Below are 15483 nucleotides of genomic sequence, written 5' to 3' on the forward strand. Positions count from 1 at the left end.
ACTCAGGACTTCATCGGGGTCAGCGAGCCCATGCCGTGCGGCGTCTTGATCGAGGCGCAGGTGCCGGCCGGGACGTTCTTCCAGTGCATGCCGTCGTAGTCCTTCTTGGCGCTGCCTGCGCAGGTGGTGCCAGCGCCGGCCTTGCAGTCGTTCTTGCCGGCCAGTGCCACGCCGTAGCATTTCTCCATGGCCGCGCCCGTGCTGGCCTTGGTATTCATGTCGTCGGCCAGTGCGTTCCCGGCAAGGGCGGCAAGGGCAAGGGCGGCGGTGGCGAGGGTGAGGTTTTTCATGGTGCGGTCTCCCGTTGGGTGGTGGGGCCGCACAGAGATTTCCGGCGGCTTGTCGAGTAGTTCGCCGGGAGTGGTGATCCGGTTACAGCCGCCTGAAGATTTTTTTGAGATTTCCCTGGGGCGGCCCTAAGGTATTGAACAGCTGCCTGTTTTTTCTGCGGGCCGGCGATCTGCCAGCAAGCGTGGGGCAGACTCGGGAAGATTTTCCTTGCGCGCTGTAACCAGGACGGTCGATGCAACGAACTACCAGCCAGGATGTGTTGATCGCGCGCGAAGCGCACCTTCAGACACTGCTGATGCAGGGCATGGCCGGTAACGCGGTGGCCTACCGCGAGTTCCTCGCCGCCCTTGGCTCGCACTTGCGCGCGTTCCTGCGCCGCCGTCTGGCGCAGCGCCCCGGCGAGGTGGAGGACCTGGTGCAGGAAGTCCTGCTGGCCGTGCACAACGCCCGCCACACCTATCGCGCAGAACAGCCACTGACGGCCTGGGTGCAGGCGATTGCGCGCTACAAGCTGGCTGACCATTTCCGCGCCTTTGCCCGTCGCGAGGCGCTGCATGATCCGCTGGACGACGATGAGGGCGAACTGTTCGCCACCGAGGACGACCAGCCGGCGCAGGCCAGCCGCGATCTGGGCAAACTGCTGCAGCAATTGCCGGACAAGCAGCGCCTGCCGATCGTCCATGTGAAGCTGGAAGGGTTGTCTGTAGAGGAAACGGCAAGCCTGACCGGGCTTTCCAGTTCCGCCGTGAAGGTCGGCATCCACCGCGGGCTGAAGGCCCTGGCGAACATGATCCGAGGGTTGCGAAGCGATGAAGACCAATGAACTGATCGACCTGCTGGCTGCCGGCGAGAGCGCGGTCGATCGGCGAGCGCTGGGCAAGCGCTTTGCACTGGCTCTGCTGGGCGGCGGCCTGGGCGCGATACTGCTGATGGCCGCGCTCTATGGGGTGCGCGCGGACCTCGCTGACGTCGCGCGGACTCCGCTGTTCTGGGCCAAGGTCGCGCTGCCCGGCAGCCTGGCGCTGATCGCGTACGGGTTGAGCAGCCGCCTGGCGCGGCCGGGAGTGAAGGGCGGTGCAGCGTGGCTGCTGCTCGGGCTGCCGGTGCTGCTGGTGTGGCTGGGTGGCGCGGTGGAGCTGGCCGCGGTGCCTGCCGAAGCGCGCGCCGGGCTGATACTGGGCAAGACCTGGCGCACCTGCCCGCTGAACATTGCGCTGCTCTCGATACCCACATTCATCACCGTCTTCTGGGCGCTGCGTGGGCTGGCGCCTACCCGGCTGCGCCTGGCCGGTGCTGCTGGCGGCCTGCTCGCCGGGGCTACCTCGACCCTGGCGTACTGCCTGCACTGCCCGGAGATGGGCATTCCATTCTGGGGTGTGTGGTACCTGCTCGGCATGCTCCTGCCTACGCTGCTGGGCCTGGCCCTGGGGCCGCGCCTGTTGCGCTGGTAAGGGCGTGCCGGGCAACGCGCTCACCGGGCGCTGGCGACCCTCGCCAGTCGGGAGCGGCTGCGAAGGCTTGTGAACGCCCGGCGGTACCCGGCGCCGGGACATGCGCCACATACCGGGAAGCCCGTGCAGGGGCGCGTGTCCTGGCGGGATAAACTGGCGTCTATCGGCTGCGTACCGACTTCATTTCGTCTCGAATCGCAAGGAAATCCATGACCGACGTCGTCGACCTGTTCGACATCCAGTATTTCTGGAACCTGCTTGCCATCCTCTGGTTCCTCTTCTGCTGGATCGGCTACACCCGCTACGCCAAGACCAAGGCCCGCGACACCGCGTGCCTGGCCAGCGTGCTGCATCTCTACCGCCAGGACTGGATGCGCCGCGTGCTGCTGCGCGACAACCGCGTGGCGGACGCCAGCGTGATCGGCAACCTGGAGCGCAACGCCTCGTTCTTCGCCTCCAGCACCCTGATCATCCTGGCGGGTATCCTCACGTTGCTGGGCTCGGCCGAGCGCACGATCTCGGTGCTCGCCGACCTGCCTTTCGTGACGCCGCCCACCCGCGGGCTTTCAGAGCTGAAGCTGCTGTGCCTGGCGGTGGTGTTCGTCTATGCCTTCTTCACCTTCAGCTGGTGCATGCGCCAATACAACTTCGCGGCGGTGCTGATCGGTTCGGCGCCCATGGTGGGGGAGCGCAACGTCGGCGAGCTGGAGCGCAAATCCTTCGCCGAGCGTGCGGCGCGCGTGGTATCGCTGGCGGCGCACCAGTTCAACCAGGGCCTGCGCACCTACTACTTCGGCCTGGCCATGCTGGCCTGGTTCATCAACCCCTGGATCTTCATGCTGGTGACGGCGGGTGTGGTGGGCGTGCTGTACCAGCGCGAATTCCACTCCAGCGTGCTCCACGTGATGGTCTACACGCCGACGCCGCAGGGCGACGCGCCACGGGACAACGACATTCCGCCCAGCGGCTGAGCGGCAAACGGCAGAAACGACAAGGCCCGCAACATGCGGGCCTTGTCTTGTACAGCGCAAGCGAATTACTGCTTCTGCTCGCCGCCAGCGGGCTCCTGCGGCGCGGTGGCCGGGGCAGCCGGAGTGGCCGGGGAGGCTTCAGGTGCCGGCGGAGTGGTCGGCGCCGGAGTCGCCGGCTGCTCGGTCGCGGCCGGTGCCGGCGGCGCTTTCGGCTCTTCTTTCTTGTCGCAGGCGGCAAGGCCCAGACCTGCAACGATCAGCAGAGCGAGGGGAAGGGTTTTTTTCATGCGGAGCCTCCATGTGCGGCTTTCCTGGTGTTAGCCCTTTGAACCGGGGTTGTGTGAATTAGTTCAACGAATATTCCTAAGCCCCTGTATTCCATCACTGCAGGATTGACAGTGACCGGGGTATGATGCCGCCCCGTGCAGTCAATCGGTCGACCCCTCCCATGTCCGAAAACCCACTCCTGGAGCGCGCCCAACGCTTCCTTTCGGCGCTGCGCCACTGCCAGTTGCTGGGCATCAGCGCGCATGCGGCGGACGCCTCCGGCCTGACCCTGCGGCTTCCCTACAGCGAGGCCATTGTCGGCAACCCGGAAACCGGCGTGATCCACGGCGGCGCCATCACCACGCTGATGGACACCACCTGCGGCATCTCCACCGTCTGCGTGCTGCCGCAGTTCGAGATCTGCCCGACCCTGGACCTGCGCATCGACTACATGCACCCAGCGCAGCCGCACAAGGATGTCTACGGGTTCGCCGAGTGCTACCGGGTCACCCCGAACATCATCTTCACCCGTGGCTATGCCTATCAGGACGACCCCAGCGAACCCATCGCCCATGTGGTCGGGACCTTCATGCGCATGGGCAAGGCGGTATCCGCCGGCTCGGTGAAGCGCGACGTCGATGGGGGCCAGGGATGACCACGGTGAACATCGAGGCCATGGTGCGCGCCGCGCACGAGAGCAAGGACTACGACCCGCTGATCGACGCGATCCCCTATGCCCGGCTGCTCGGCATCCGCTGCCTGCGCCTGGGCGACGATGCGATCTTCCACCTGCCGGCCAACCCGGACAACATCGGCAACCCCACGCTGCCGGCCCTGCATGGCGGGGTGATCGCCGGTTTCATGGAGCACTCGGCGCTGCTGCACCTGCTGATGTTCATGGGCATCCCGCACATGCCCAAGATCATCGACTTCTCCATTGACTACCTGCGCGCCGGGCACTTCCGCGATACCTACGCGCAGTGCCAGGTCTGGCGCCAGGGCCGACGGGTGGCGAACGTCGCCATCACCGCCTGGCAGACCACTCGCACCGAACCCATCGCCACCGCTCGCGCGCACTTCAAGGTCGATGGCGCCTGAATGGATACGCTGCTGATCCTGCTCGGCCTGCTGCTGATCCTCGCGGGGTACGTCTGGCTGATCGCCCGCGCCTTCGAGCGCAGCCTGTTCTGGGGGCTTGCCAGCCTGCTGCCGCCGCTGGCCGTGCTGTTTGTCCTGGTCCACTGGCGCCTGGCCCGCAGCGCCGTGGCCCTCGGGGCCCTGGGCTGCATTCCGCTGGTGGTCGGCCTGACGATGCTGGCCAGCCGCGACAGTGCACGCCTGGAGGCCATCCTCCGCCTGGAGTGGCTCAAGCCCGAGGCAGTCGTCAAGCCTGAACTGGCGATCAACCTGCGCGGGGAACTGAATGGCCAGCCCTTCGTGCCCGAGCAGGCCGAGTTCATCGACGGAGTGCTCAGCCTGCGCGAAGGCCAGGACTTCTACGCTCACCGCGAAATCCAGGTGCGCCTGGCTGCGCCGGTCAGCGGCCCGGTCAGGCTGGACGTGCTGCCCGACGACAAGGGACGCCTGCCGGAAATCGAAGTCAGCTGGCTCGCGCCAGGCCAGGACCTGCCCGAAGCGGTCCGCCTGCAGCGTGGCTACAGCCTGCACCTGGACCTGGCGCCGAAGGCTCCCAACCGCCTGGAAGGCGCCTTCCACCTGGTGCTGCCGGCCCAGATGCAGACCACGCTTTCGGGCACCATCGAAGTCTTCACCGACCGCCTGCGCTATCGCGATGGCGAGGTGGATACCCGCTTCGACTCCCGCGATACCTTGCGTTATGTACTGCAGGACTACCTGCAGCGCCGCTTTGCGCGTCGTGATGTCGCCATCACCCGCATGCCCACCCTGGATACCCAGCGCGCTTCCCAGGAGGTTGCACTGACCGTCGAGGTTGGCGGCGCGCCGCAGGACCTGCAGGTCACGCTGGAGAAGACCCCCGCGCGCGGCTGGGGTGTGCGGGATGACCGCTACCCGCGGATGAAGGCGTCGAACGTCCCTGCGGCCCCCGTTGCGGCTACCACGCCGGCGAAATCCAATGCCCCCGTGCCGCAGGCGCCGGAAAGCGGTCGCCTGGCCATCGAGCGCCTGCTGTCCGCACCGCAGCGCTACGTCAACCGCAGCATGCGTGTGACCACCGAGCGCGGCCGGGTTGCCGAGGGCGTCTTCGTCGGCCTCGATGTCGACGGCCGCATCGTCATCCGCCAGGTCATCGATGGCCCGGGCGAGGCGAGCTACACGCTGCGTCCCAGCGAAGTGACCGACATCGAACTGCCGGCGCGCTGACCGTTCGCCGGTCATTTGCCGGCGAATTTTCTCCAACCCCTTGAATTGGTTCGGGAAGCCCCCATCTCGCTGACATCGGCCGCACGACGCGGCATTTGTCACCCTCGGAGCGAGAAACGATGAGCGCGGAGACTCAAAAAGAAACACTGGGCTTCCAGACCGAAGTGAAGCAGCTGCTTCACCTGATGATTCACTCCCTGTATTCGAACAAGGAAATCTTCCTTCGCGAACTGATTTCCAACGCCTCCGACGCGGCCGACAAGCTGCGTTTCGAGGCCCTGGCCAAGCCTGAGCTGCTCGAAGGCGGCGCCGAGCTGAAGATCCGTGTGAGCTTCGACAAGGACGCCAAGACCGTCACCCTCGAAGACAACGGCATCGGCATGAGCCGCGAGGAAGTCATCGCGCACCTGGGCACCATCGCCAAGTCCGGTACCGCCGACTTCCTGAAGAACCTCTCCGGTGACCAGAAGAAGGATTCCCACCTGATCGGCCAGTTCGGCGTGGGCTTCTACAGTGCCTTCATCGTCGCCGACAAGGTCGATGTGTTCAGCCGCCGTGCCGGTGCACCGGCCAGCGAAGGCGTGCACTGGTCGTCCAGGGGCGAGGGCGAGTTCGAAGTTGCCACCATCGAGAAAGCCGAGCGCGGCACTCGCATCGTCCTGCACCTGAAGGATGGCGAGGACGAGTTCGCCGACGGCTGGCGCCTGCGCAACATCATCAAGAAATACTCCGACCACATCGCGCTGCCCATCGAGTTGCCGAAGGAGCACCACGGGGAAGAGGCCGACAAGCCGGCTGAAACCGAATGGGAAGTGGTCAACCGTGCCAGCGCCCTGTGGACCCGTCCGCGCACCGAGGTGAAGGACGAGGAATACCAGGAGTTCTACAAGCACATCGCCCATGATTTCGAGAACCCGCTGACCTGGAGCCACAACAAGGTCGAGGGCAAGCTCGAGTACACCTCGCTGCTGTACGTCCCGGCCCGCGCGCCGTTCGACCTGTACCACCGCGAGGCGCCGCGTGGCCTGAAGCTCTACGTGCAGCGCGTGTTCATCATGGACCAGGCCGACCAGTTCCTGCCGCTGTACCTGCGCTTCATCAAGGGCGTGGTGGATTCCAACGACCTGTCGCTGAACGTCTCCCGCGAAATCCTGCAATCCGGCCCCATTGTCGATTCGATGAAGTCCGCGCTGACCAAGCGCTCCCTGGACATGCTGGAAAAACTCGCCAGCAACGACGCCGAGGCCTACAAGGGCTTCTGGAAGAACTTCGGCCAGGTGCTGAAGGAAGGCCCCGCCGAGGACTTCGCCAACAAGGACAAGATCGCCGGCCTGCTGCGCTTCTCTTCCACCAGCGACGAGAGCGGCGAGCAGAGCGTTTCCCTGGCCGACTACATCGGCCGCCTGAAGGAAGGCCAGGACAAGATCTACTATCTCACCGGCGAGAGCTTCGCCCAGGTGAAGAACAGCCCGCACCTGGAAGTCTTCCGCAAGAAAGGCATCGAAGTGCTGCTGCTCACCGACCGCATCGACGAGTGGCTGATGAGCTACCTGCCGGAATTCGACGGCAAGCAACTGGTCGACGTCGCCCGCGGCGACCTGGACCTGGGCAGCCTGGACTCGGAAGAGGACAAGAAGGCCCAGGAAGAGATCGCCAAGGCCAAGGAAGGTCTGGCCGAGCGCCTGAAAGCCGCACTGGGCGATGAAGTCGCCGAGGTGCGTGTTTCCCACCGCCTGACCGACTCGCCGGCGATCCTCGCCATCGGCGAGCAGGACCTGGGCCTGCAGATGCGCCAGATCCTCGAGGCCAGCGGGCAGAAGGTGCCGGAAGCCAAGCCGATCTTCGAGTTCAACCCGGCCCACCCGCTGATCGAGAAGCTCGACGCGGAAGCCGACGAAGACCGCTTCGGCGAACTGACCCACATCCTCTTCGACCAGGCCGCCCTGGCCGCGGGGGACAGCCTGAAGGACCCGGCCGCTTATGTGCGCCGCCTGAACAAGCTGCTGGTGGAACTTTCCGCCTAAGCTGAACCAGCCCAAAGCCCGCTTCGGCGGGCTTTGGGCTTTTCCAGTACTCGATCAACTACACCGACAAGCGAAAGGGGACTACCCGAATGAGCCAGATCAGCGTGCAACCTGTCGCCTACAGCCTCGATGGCGTGTCCTTCGAAGGCCAACTGGTATTCGATGCCGCCAGCAACGCGCCGCGTCCCGGCCTGCTGATGGCGCCGAACTGGATGGGCGTCAGCCAGGGCGCAGTGGATATCGCCCGCAAGGTCGCCGAGCGCGGCTATGTGGTGCTGGTGGCCGACCTTTACGGCAAGGACGTGCGCCCCAATGGCCCGGAACAGGCCGGCGCCGCCATGATGCCGCTGAAGAACGACCGCGCGCTGCTGCGCAAGCGCATGCAGCTTTCGCTGAAGACCCTGCTGGAGCAGGCCGGCAAGGCCCCGCTGGATACCGCGAAGCTGGCCACCTTCGGCTTCTGCTTCGGCGGCTGCTGCTCCCTGGAACTGGCCCGTGACGGCGCGCCGCTGGCGGCTGCGGTGTCCTTCCACGGCACCCTGGATACGCCGAACCCGGTCGATGCGAAGAACATCCAGGGCGCAGTGCTGGTGCTCGACGGCGCTGTCGACCCGTTCGTGCCGCGCGAGCAGCTCAGCGGTTTCGCCAAGGAAATGATCGATGCCGGGGTGGACTGGACCCTGACCAGCTACGGCGGAGCGGCGCATTCCTTCACCGACCCGCACGCGCAGATTCCCGGCAAGATGCAGTACGACGCCAAGGTGGCGCGCCGTGCCTTCGCCGCGATGTTCGACCTGCTGGAGGAGCGCTTCGGCGCCTGACGGCATCCGGGGGAGGGCAGTGCGCCGCTCCCCCATGACGGCGGGCTCAGCGCAGCTTGGCTACCTTGAACTCGAGGTCAGGCCAGGCTGGCAGGCCGGCGAAGTCCTCCCGCAGGAAACGCGCCAGCGCGACGATCTGTTCGTCGTTGAGGCTGTGACGCATTGCCGGCATGTAGCCCAGCTCCGGTCGGGCGGGTTCGCCGATGCCATCCAGGATCACCCTCAGCAGATTGTCCGGCGTGGCCGCATAGAGTTTGTTGCTCACTGCCAGTGACGGCCGCACGCCATTGAGCTTCGGGCTGTCGCCGTCATGGTGGCAGGCCATGCAGGCGCCATTGAACAGCCTGGCGCCAGTACCGCTGACCGGTTGCAGGGTGCCGTAGGTGCGCTCTTCCAACTCGCTGGCCTGCTTCTGCGGCGAGAAGTCGCCCGCCTGCTCCGGCAGGAAGGACGCCAGATAACGCGCCATGGCTTGCAGGTCCGCGTCCGGCTGCTGCACAAGGCCTGCGGCCACCGGCGCCATCGGGCCGGCGGCGCCGCCGTGGTAGCGCGAGAAGCCGTTGCGCAGATAGTCGTACAACGTCGCCTGGGTCCAGGGAATCGCCGTCTGGCCGCTGCCGTCGAGAGGGGGCGCCTGCCAGCCGTCCACTGTCGCACCGGTGAAGCGTTGCTTGCCGGCACGCTCGGCACCCAGTGCATTGCGCGGTGAATGGCAGGCGCTGCAGTGGCCCAGCCCCTCCACCAGATAGGCGCCGCGGTTCCAGGCCGCATCGCGCTGCGGCTGAGGCTGGAAGCGGCCCTGGTCGAAATACAGCAGGTTCCAGGTGGCCATCAGTCTGCGCTGGCTGTAGGGGAAGCGCAGGCGGTTGGCCCTGGGCTGCGCCTTCACCGGCGACCGGCTCATCAGGTAGGCGTAGAGGTCGCGCAGGTCTTCGTCGCCAATGCGGGTGAAGGCGGTGTAGGGGAAGGCCGGGTAGAGGTAATCGCCTTCCCGCGAGACGCCTTCGCGCATCGCTCGCTCGAAGGCCTCGAAGGACCAGCTGCCCAGCCCGGTATCGCGGTCCGGGGTGAGATTGCTGGTGTAGAGCGTGCCGAACGGTGTGGCCATGGCGCGGCCACCGCTCAGCGGAGCGCCACCTTCGCGGGTGTGGCAGACCGCGCAGTCGCCCAGGGCCGCCAGTTTCTGCCCGCGGGCGATGGACTCGGCGCCGAAGCTGTCGACGGCCGGCGGGTCGACGGGCGCAATGCTGCCTTTCCAGGTAATGGCCAGCGCTATCAGGCTGGATGCGGCCAGCGCTGCGATGACGCCCAGTGAATGGTTTTTCATGTGGGTTGTTTCTCGTTCAGGGCGGCCAGTATCCGTTCTGGCGTGAACGGCGGGCGGGTGAAGCGCACGCCGGTCGCGTCGTGCAGGGCATTGGCGATGGCGGCGGCGCTGGGTACCGAGGCAGATTCGCCTGCCCCCAGCGGCGGTGTACCGGGGCGGTCGAGCAGCAGCGCGGTGATCCTGGGCACCTCGGGGAACCCGAGGATCGGGTAGCCGCCCCATTCCAGGCTGGTGACGCCGCTGCGGTCGAAGGTCGAGTACTCCATCAGCGCGCGGCTGGTGGCCTGGATCACGTTGCCGTGGACCTGGTGGCGTACCCCGTCGGGATTCACCATCTGCCCGCAGTCCTGCGCCACGTGGACCTCGGTCACGCGGACGGCGCCGGTGTGCGGCTCGACCTCGACGTCGACTATCCACGCCGCCCAGGCCGCGCCGAAGCCCGGGAAGGCACTGTGGAAGTAGCGCGCGTAGGCGAAGCCGCGGCCGACCAGCAGGTTGCCCTGGCGTGCCTGCGGGTTGGGTGAGACGCGCGGCTGCCACTGGGCGGCGGTGGTCAGTGCGTTGATCAGCGCTATGGCACGTTCGTCGTGCAGGTAGCGCAGGCGGAATTCGATGGGGTCGGCGCCGGCCATCTGCGCCAGTTCGTCGATGTAGGACTCATGGGCGAAGACGTTGGGCAGTGCCGATACGCCGCGCATCCACGAGGCGCGAACGATGGGGGCGGCGTCGTTGCAGACCACCCGCATGTGCGCGAAGGCGTATTGCGGGACGGCGGTGCGGTCGCCCATCTGGGCGACCTGCGGCTTGGCGTCCACTCGCGAGGTGAGCAGCAGGGCCAGGTTGACCGCGTTATTGGAGGGATAGCAGGTTGAGAAGTCGTAGGCCGCCACGTCGCCGTTTTCGTCCAGCCCGCCGCGGACATCGATCAGTTGCGCCGAACCCTTGGGCTCCCAGCCGTGTTCCTGTTCGCGCATCAATTGCACGCGCACCGGTCGGCCGACGGCCAGGGCGAGCAGCGCGGCATCGGCGCTCACGTCGTCGGCGCAGTTGCGGCCATAGCAACCCGACGCTTCCATCCGGATGACCTCGACCTGTTCAGGCTGCATGCCGAGCAACGTCACCAGGTCGGCGCGCAGGTCATGGGGATTCTGGCTGCCCGACCAGACCTTCATCAGGCCATCCTCGAAATGCGCGAGCGCGCAGGATGGGCCGATGGAGGCGTGCTGCTGATAGGGCCAGACGTAAGTACGCTGCAGGGGACGGTGGAGCTGCGCCAGCACGGCGTCCATCTGTGTGTCGTCCTGGAGCATGCGTGGCTGCTTGGGGTGGGCGCGCAGGGTGGATTCCAGCTCGTCCAGGCCCAGGGGTGGCAGGCCGCTCCAGTGCTTCCAGCGTACTTTCAACTGGTGGGCAATGTGGATCGCCTGCTCTTCGCGCTCGGCTACCACGCCAATGAAGTCACCTATCACTACCAGCTGGACAAAGCCGGGCAAGTGGGCCACGGACTGCTCATCCGCCTCCATCCGGCTCCTGCCCAGCGGCGCGCTGGCATCCACGCCGGTGTAGGGCGGGCGCACCACGCGGCCATGGAGCATGCCCGGCAGGCGCATGTCGTGTACGTAGGTCAGCCCGCCGGTGACCTTGGCCGGAATATCCAGGCGCGGCACCGAGCGGCCGACCACGCGGTAATCGCTGTGGGCCTTGAGCGGCGCGCTGGCATCGACCTTCAGTTCGAAGCGCTCGCCACGCAGCAGTTCGCCGTAGCCGATGCTGCGCGTGGGTTTGCCCCTGACGAAGATTGCCCCGCCGGCGCAGTCGAGCTGGCGAATGTCCACCATGAGGTGCTGCGCCGCGCGCTGCATCAGGAACTCCCGAGCCTCGGCCGCTGCCCGGCGCAGCGGAATGGCGCTGACCTGGAGGGTCGAACTGGCGATGGTCGGCCCCTGGTCGGGCGTGTAGCGGGTGTCACCCAGCAGCAGGGTGATCTGCTCCAGGTCGACGTTCAACTCCTCGGCGACTATCTGGGTCAGGGCAGTGCGTATGCCGGTGCCGAGGTCGACATGGCCGCAGGCAGCGGTGATGGTGCCGTTGCCAGCGATGGCGATGAAGCTGTCGACCTCGTCGAGGGGCAGCACGCCGTCGGCGCCTTGCGCCAGCAACGGGCGAGGCAGCTGAGTGCTGACCAGCAGGGCCGCGCCGGCCTTCAGGAACTCACGGCGGCCGAGCAGGCTCATGCCGGGTTTTCCTGGCCGCGGTTGCCGATTCGCTCGGCGGCCTTGCGTACGGCACTGAGGATCTGCACATGGGTACCGCAGCGGCACAGGTTGTAGGCCAGCTCCTGGCGGATCTCCTCGTCGCTGGGCGAACTGTTGCGCGCGAGCAGTGCCGCGCTGGTCATGATCATGCCGTTGCTGCAGTAGCCGCACTGCGCCGCCTGCTCGTCGATGAAGGCCTGCTGGACCGGGTGCGGGGCATCCAGTGTGCCGAGACCTTCCAGGGTGGTGACCTGGCGTCCTACAGCCGCGGAGACCGGCGTGATGCAGGAACGGGTGGCGATGCCGTCGAGATGGACGGTGCAGGCGCCGCACTCGCCCAGGCCGCAGCCGAACTTGGGGCCGTTGAGCTGCAGGTCGTTGCGCAGGACGTACAGCAGCGGCGTATCGGCGGCCACGGCGAGGTGCCTGGGCTGGCCATTGACGACCAGCGAGAGGGGGTCAGCCACGGGGTGTGCTCCTTCCGGGGGAATCGGTCCCTTGCGCCGGAGTGGGTCGGCGGAGGGAAAAGGAAGGAAGTCTTCGGGAGCGAGCTGACGCCAGCCAGGGTGCGCGGGCCGATAGGTCTGTAGGAATCAGGTGAAAGGGGCGCAGACACCAGGCGCCCCTCGGAGGTCAGCGTCAGGCGCTGGCGGCCTGAGCCCTGGCAGACTGGGCGGCACGATAACCGCGTGCGCCGAACCAGATGATGTACAGGTAGCACACCAGCGGGACGGCGAAGGAGGGCAGCAGGCCGATGCGGTCGGCGAAGAAGGCTTGCACCAGCGGCATCACGGCGCCGCCGACGATGGCCATGCAGAGCAGGCCGGAACCTTTGCTGGTGAGGTTGCCCAGGCCCTCCAGGGCGAGAGAGAAGATGGTCGGGAACATGATCGAGTTGAACAGGCCGATCAGGATCAGCGCCCACATCGCCACGTGTCCGCCCAGGGTCAGCGCTATGCCGATCAGCACCGCGATGGCCACGGCGTTGAAGGCCAGCAGGCGATTCGGCGCGATGGTGCGCATCAGGGCGCTACCGATGAAGCGACCGACCATGGCGCCACCCCAGTAGAACGACAGGTACTTGCCGGCCTGCTCCGCCGGCAGACCGGCGATGTCCGGCTGGCCCATCAGGCTCACCAGGTAGCTGCCGATGGAGACTTCGGCGCCGACGTAGCAGAAGATCGCGATCACCCCGAAAATCAGGTGGCGGTGGGCGAAGATCGACTGGCGGCCTGCCACGCCATCGGTCGGTTCGCCGTGGTGGATCTTCGGCAGGCGGAACAGGGCGATCAGCACGGCGATGGCGAACAGCAACCCGGCCAGCACCAGGTAGGGCGTCTTCACCGAGTCGGCTTCACTGGCGGCGGAGCCGCCGATCTGTGAAGCGGCACCGGCACCGATGGCGAGGATGGTCACCGAGCCCACCAGCGGGCCGACCGTGGTGCCCAGGGAGTTGAATGCCTGGGTCAGGTTCAGCCGGCTGGCCGCGGTGGCGGCGGGGCCGAGCACATTCACGTAGGGGTTGGCCGCGACCTGCAGCAGGGTGATGCCCGAGGCGAGGATGAACAGCGCGGCGAGGAAGAACGGGTAGGACTGCGAGCCGGCCGCCGGGTAGAACAGCAGGCAGCCGATGCCGGCGGTGGCCAGGCCGACGATGATCCCGCTCTTGTAGCCGACCTTCTCCACCAGCCGCCCGGCGGGGAAGGACATGATGAAGTAGGCGCCGAAGAAGCAGAACTGCACCAGCGAGGCCTCCACGTAGGACAGCGTGAAGACGGCCTTGAGGTGCGGCACGAGGATGTCGTTCAGCGAAGTGATCAGGCCCCACATGAAGAACAGCAGGGTCAGCACGGTGAGGGCGCTGGTGTGGCGTTGGGCGGTCGACTGGTCCATCACGGACTCCTCGGGCCAGAAGTGGCGGGCTTGCCGGTGGCAAGGGTTCAGGGCGCGCGATGCTACGGCAGGCCGTCGCGCGAGTCCTCAAGCATTCGCCGGTGTTCGACAGCGCGGCGGCGATTTCCGATCGGTTTCTCTATATGGCTAGCGCGGCAACTCGATGCGTTCCTGCTCACCTGGCACCGTTGGCCAGTCGTGGGCGGCCCAACGGGCACGAGCGCTGTCGATCAGCGCCGGGTCGCTGGCGACGAAGTTCCAGTTCATCCGCCGCGGGCCATCCAGCGGCTCGCCGCCGATGATCACGGCATGGCAGTCGCCGCAGGCACTGAGGGTGAAGGTTTCACCTTCGGGCAGCACCACCAGCTCGTGCGGTGACACGGGCTCGTTGTCCAGGAGGGCCTCTCCCTCGATGAGGTAGAGCGCCCGTTCGGGGTGTTCGTCGGGTATCACCAGGGTCGCGCCAGCACTGAGTTGCAGGTCGGCGTAAAGCGTTCTGGAGCGCACCGGCACCGGTGACTCGAGGCAGAAGCCGGTGCCGGCGATCATGCGGATGCGCACGCCCAGGTGGTCGCTTTCCGGCAGGCTGGCGCTGGCGTGGTGGCTGTAGCTGGGCTCGCAACCTTCGAGCTCGCGCGGCAGAGCCAGCCAGACCTGCAGGCCGTGCAGGTGCGAGCCGCTGTGCAGCAGGTCGGCGGGGGTTCGCTCGACGTGGGCGACGCCGCGGCCGGCGGTCATCCAGCTGACGTCGCCGGGCAGTACCCGCTGGTCCGAGCCGAGGCTGTCCTTGTGCTGCACCTGGCCCTCGAACAGGTAGGTGAGGGTGGACAGGCCGATGTGCGGGTGCTGGCGGATGTCCATGCCATGCTCGGGCGCAAAGCTGCTTTCGAGCATGTGGTCGAAGAACACGAAGGGGCCGACGCTGCGCCGCTGTGCGGACGGCAGGGGCCGCAGGATGGGCACGCCCTCGACGTCTTCGGCGCGCGGGCGGATGGCTAGCAGGCTGTCGCTCATGATGGTGTCCAGTGGTCCGATCCACGCATGATAGACGCTTGGCGCCGTGCCGACCCGCGAGGCGTCAAGCTGTCATCAGGCTGTCACGGCGATGTCATAGCCTCGCGCGGACCCCAACAAGGAGCGCGACATGCCCATTTCCCGCCTGCCAGCAGTCCTGGCTCTCTCCCTGGCTTCCGCTTTCGCATCCACGGCCTTTGCCGAGGTGCGCGTCAACGGCCCGGTCGAGTACGGCGTCTTCGTCAGCAACTACAAGGATTACCAGCCGGGCGAGCGCGTGCTGACGCGCAGCGAGCAGGAGCTCGAGTCCACCACCCGCGTGCCGGCCAAGCTGGGCACCAAGTTCGGCCTGCGCTACCAGCTCAGTGGCAAGGTCGAGGGCGATACTCCGCTGACGCTGCTGTACTTCACCCCTGGTGTGGTCAGCCCCGATGGCCAGCGCCACGACAAGTTCGAAGTGGTGCAGAAGCTGGTCGTGGGCGCGCCCACCGACGTGATGGCCTACCAGTTCACCGAGAACCACGAGGTGGTGCAGGGCCAGTGGCGCTTCATGGTGTTCCAGGGCGATCGCCTGCTGGCAGAAAAGACCTTCACCGTCGAGTAGGTCACGCTGTAAGAAAAAGCCCGGCCATGTGCCGGGCTTTTCTTTTCCTGTTGAAAGAGATGGATTACATCCTTTCCATTGGCAGAGGGGAAACAGTTTGTTACTTTGCCTGCACGATAGTCCCAACTCCCGCGTGCAAGCAGAAGAGGAGAGGGGGCCATGGCGCCCGCAAGCGCTCTGGCAGGAGTGTTACTGCACGTTGGCCCGGTTTTGTCCGAGGCT

At 66.5% G+C, this 15483-nt stretch carries 16 protein-coding genes; 9 read left to right on the forward strand and 7 right to left on the reverse strand.

Translation table 11 applies throughout. The features are described 5' to 3' along the window. Window positions 1-2 precede the first annotated feature (2 nt). Window positions 3-290 (reverse strand): DUF2282 domain-containing protein, encoded by a 288-nt coding sequence (locus tag A6723_RS26955; protein ID WP_024762431.1) that lies wholly within the window; start codon window positions 288-290, stop codon window positions 3-5. 233 nt (window positions 291-523) lie between these two features. On the opposite strand from A6723_RS26955, the gene A6723_RS26960 reads away from it, so the two are divergent. The 3 genes from A6723_RS26960 to A6723_RS26970 all read left to right on the forward strand — a co-directional run bounded on the left by A6723_RS26960 (window position 524) and on the right by A6723_RS26970 (window position 2713). Beyond that, a complete protein-coding gene (locus tag A6723_RS26960) occupies window positions 524-1114 on the forward strand; it encodes a sigma-70 family RNA polymerase sigma factor (RefSeq protein WP_054909599.1) in 591 nt (196 codons plus the stop codon). Beyond that, a complete protein-coding gene (locus tag A6723_RS26965; protein WP_054909598.1) occupies window positions 1101-1742 on the forward strand; it encodes a DUF1109 domain-containing protein in 642 nt (213 codons plus the stop codon). The genes A6723_RS26960 and A6723_RS26965 overlap by 14 nt, the downstream gene beginning before the upstream one ends. Window positions 1743-1951: 209 nt before the next feature. Further along, window positions 1952-2713, forward strand: coding sequence for a DUF599 domain-containing protein (locus A6723_RS26970; protein WP_024762429.1), 762 nt, complete (start codon window positions 1952-1954; stop codon window positions 2711-2713). 65 nt (window positions 2714-2778) lie between these two features. Here the strand turns inward: A6723_RS26970 and A6723_RS26975 are convergent, their stop codons facing one another. After that, complete coding sequence (locus A6723_RS26975; protein WP_054909597.1) at window positions 2779-3000, reverse strand: hypothetical protein; 222 nt, start codon at window positions 2998-3000, stop codon at window positions 2779-2781. Window positions 3001-3161: 161 nt separating this feature from the next. Here A6723_RS26975 and A6723_RS26980 point away from each other — a divergent pair, with 161 nt between their 5' ends. The 5 genes from A6723_RS26980 (at window position 3162) to A6723_RS27000 (ending at window position 8168) form a co-directional block, all read left to right on the forward strand. Next, window positions 3162-3635: a PaaI family thioesterase gene (locus A6723_RS26980; protein ID WP_024762427.1), complete on the forward strand. Its 474-nt coding sequence runs from the start codon at window positions 3162-3164 to the stop codon at window positions 3633-3635. Next, on the forward strand, window positions 3632-4078 hold the full coding sequence (locus A6723_RS26985; protein ID WP_024762426.1) for a PaaI family thioesterase: 447 nt from the start codon (window positions 3632-3634) through the stop codon (window positions 4076-4078). The genes A6723_RS26980 and A6723_RS26985 overlap by 4 nt, the downstream gene beginning before the upstream one ends. After that, the gene (locus A6723_RS26990; protein WP_054909596.1) at window positions 4079-5323 is read left to right on the forward strand and encodes a hypothetical protein; all 1245 of its coding nucleotides are present in this window, start codon (window positions 4079-4081) and stop codon (window positions 5321-5323) included. It begins immediately after the preceding gene. A 119-nt stretch (window positions 5324-5442) separates the two neighbouring features. Further along, window positions 5443-7347 carry a molecular chaperone HtpG gene (gene htpG, locus A6723_RS26995; RefSeq protein WP_054909595.1) on the forward strand — a complete coding sequence of 635 codons (1905 nt, stop codon included), beginning with the start codon at window positions 5443-5445 and terminating at the stop codon, window positions 7345-7347. Between the two features lie 89 nt (window positions 7348-7436). Next, a complete protein-coding gene (locus A6723_RS27000; RefSeq protein ID WP_054909594.1) occupies window positions 7437-8168 on the forward strand; it encodes a dienelactone hydrolase family protein in 732 nt (243 codons plus the stop codon). Window positions 8169-8214: 46 nt separating this feature from the next. On the opposite strand, the gene A6723_RS27005 is transcribed toward A6723_RS27000, so the two are convergent. The 5 genes from A6723_RS27005 to A6723_RS27025 all read right to left on the reverse strand — a co-directional run bounded on the left by A6723_RS27005 (window position 8215) and on the right by A6723_RS27025 (window position 14657). Further along, window positions 8215-9495, reverse strand: coding sequence for a cytochrome c (locus A6723_RS27005; protein WP_054909593.1), 1281 nt, complete (start codon window positions 9493-9495; stop codon window positions 8215-8217). Beyond that, complete coding sequence (locus tag A6723_RS27010) at window positions 9492-11729, reverse strand: molybdopterin cofactor-binding domain-containing protein (RefSeq protein WP_054909592.1); 2238 nt, start codon at window positions 11727-11729, stop codon at window positions 9492-9494. Before A6723_RS27010 ends, A6723_RS27005 begins: the two co-directional genes overlap by 4 nt. Then, the gene (locus tag A6723_RS27015; RefSeq protein ID WP_054909591.1) at window positions 11726-12217 is read right to left on the reverse strand and encodes a (2Fe-2S)-binding protein; all 492 of its coding nucleotides are present in this window, start codon (window positions 12215-12217) and stop codon (window positions 11726-11728) included. Before A6723_RS27015 ends, A6723_RS27010 begins: the two co-directional genes overlap by 4 nt. A 172-nt stretch (window positions 12218-12389) precedes the next feature. Then, a complete protein-coding gene (locus tag A6723_RS27020) occupies window positions 12390-13643 on the reverse strand; it encodes a sugar MFS transporter (protein ID WP_054909590.1) in 1254 nt (417 codons plus the stop codon). Between the two features lie 147 nt (window positions 13644-13790). Beyond that, complete coding sequence (locus A6723_RS27025) at window positions 13791-14657, reverse strand: pirin family protein (protein ID WP_054909589.1); 867 nt, start codon at window positions 14655-14657, stop codon at window positions 13791-13793. Between the two features lie 130 nt (window positions 14658-14787). On the opposite strand from A6723_RS27025, the gene A6723_RS27030 reads away from it, so the two are divergent. Further along, entirely contained in the window at window positions 14788-15261 is a 474-nt protein-coding gene (locus tag A6723_RS27030; RefSeq protein ID WP_054909588.1) for a DUF3859 domain-containing protein, read from the forward strand. Window positions 15262-15483: the final 222 nt, after the last annotated feature.

The organism is Pseudomonas sp. AU11447 (genome assembly GCF_001672555.2).
Lineage (GTDB): Bacteria > Pseudomonadota > Gammaproteobacteria > Pseudomonadales > Pseudomonadaceae > Pseudomonas > Pseudomonas nitroreducens.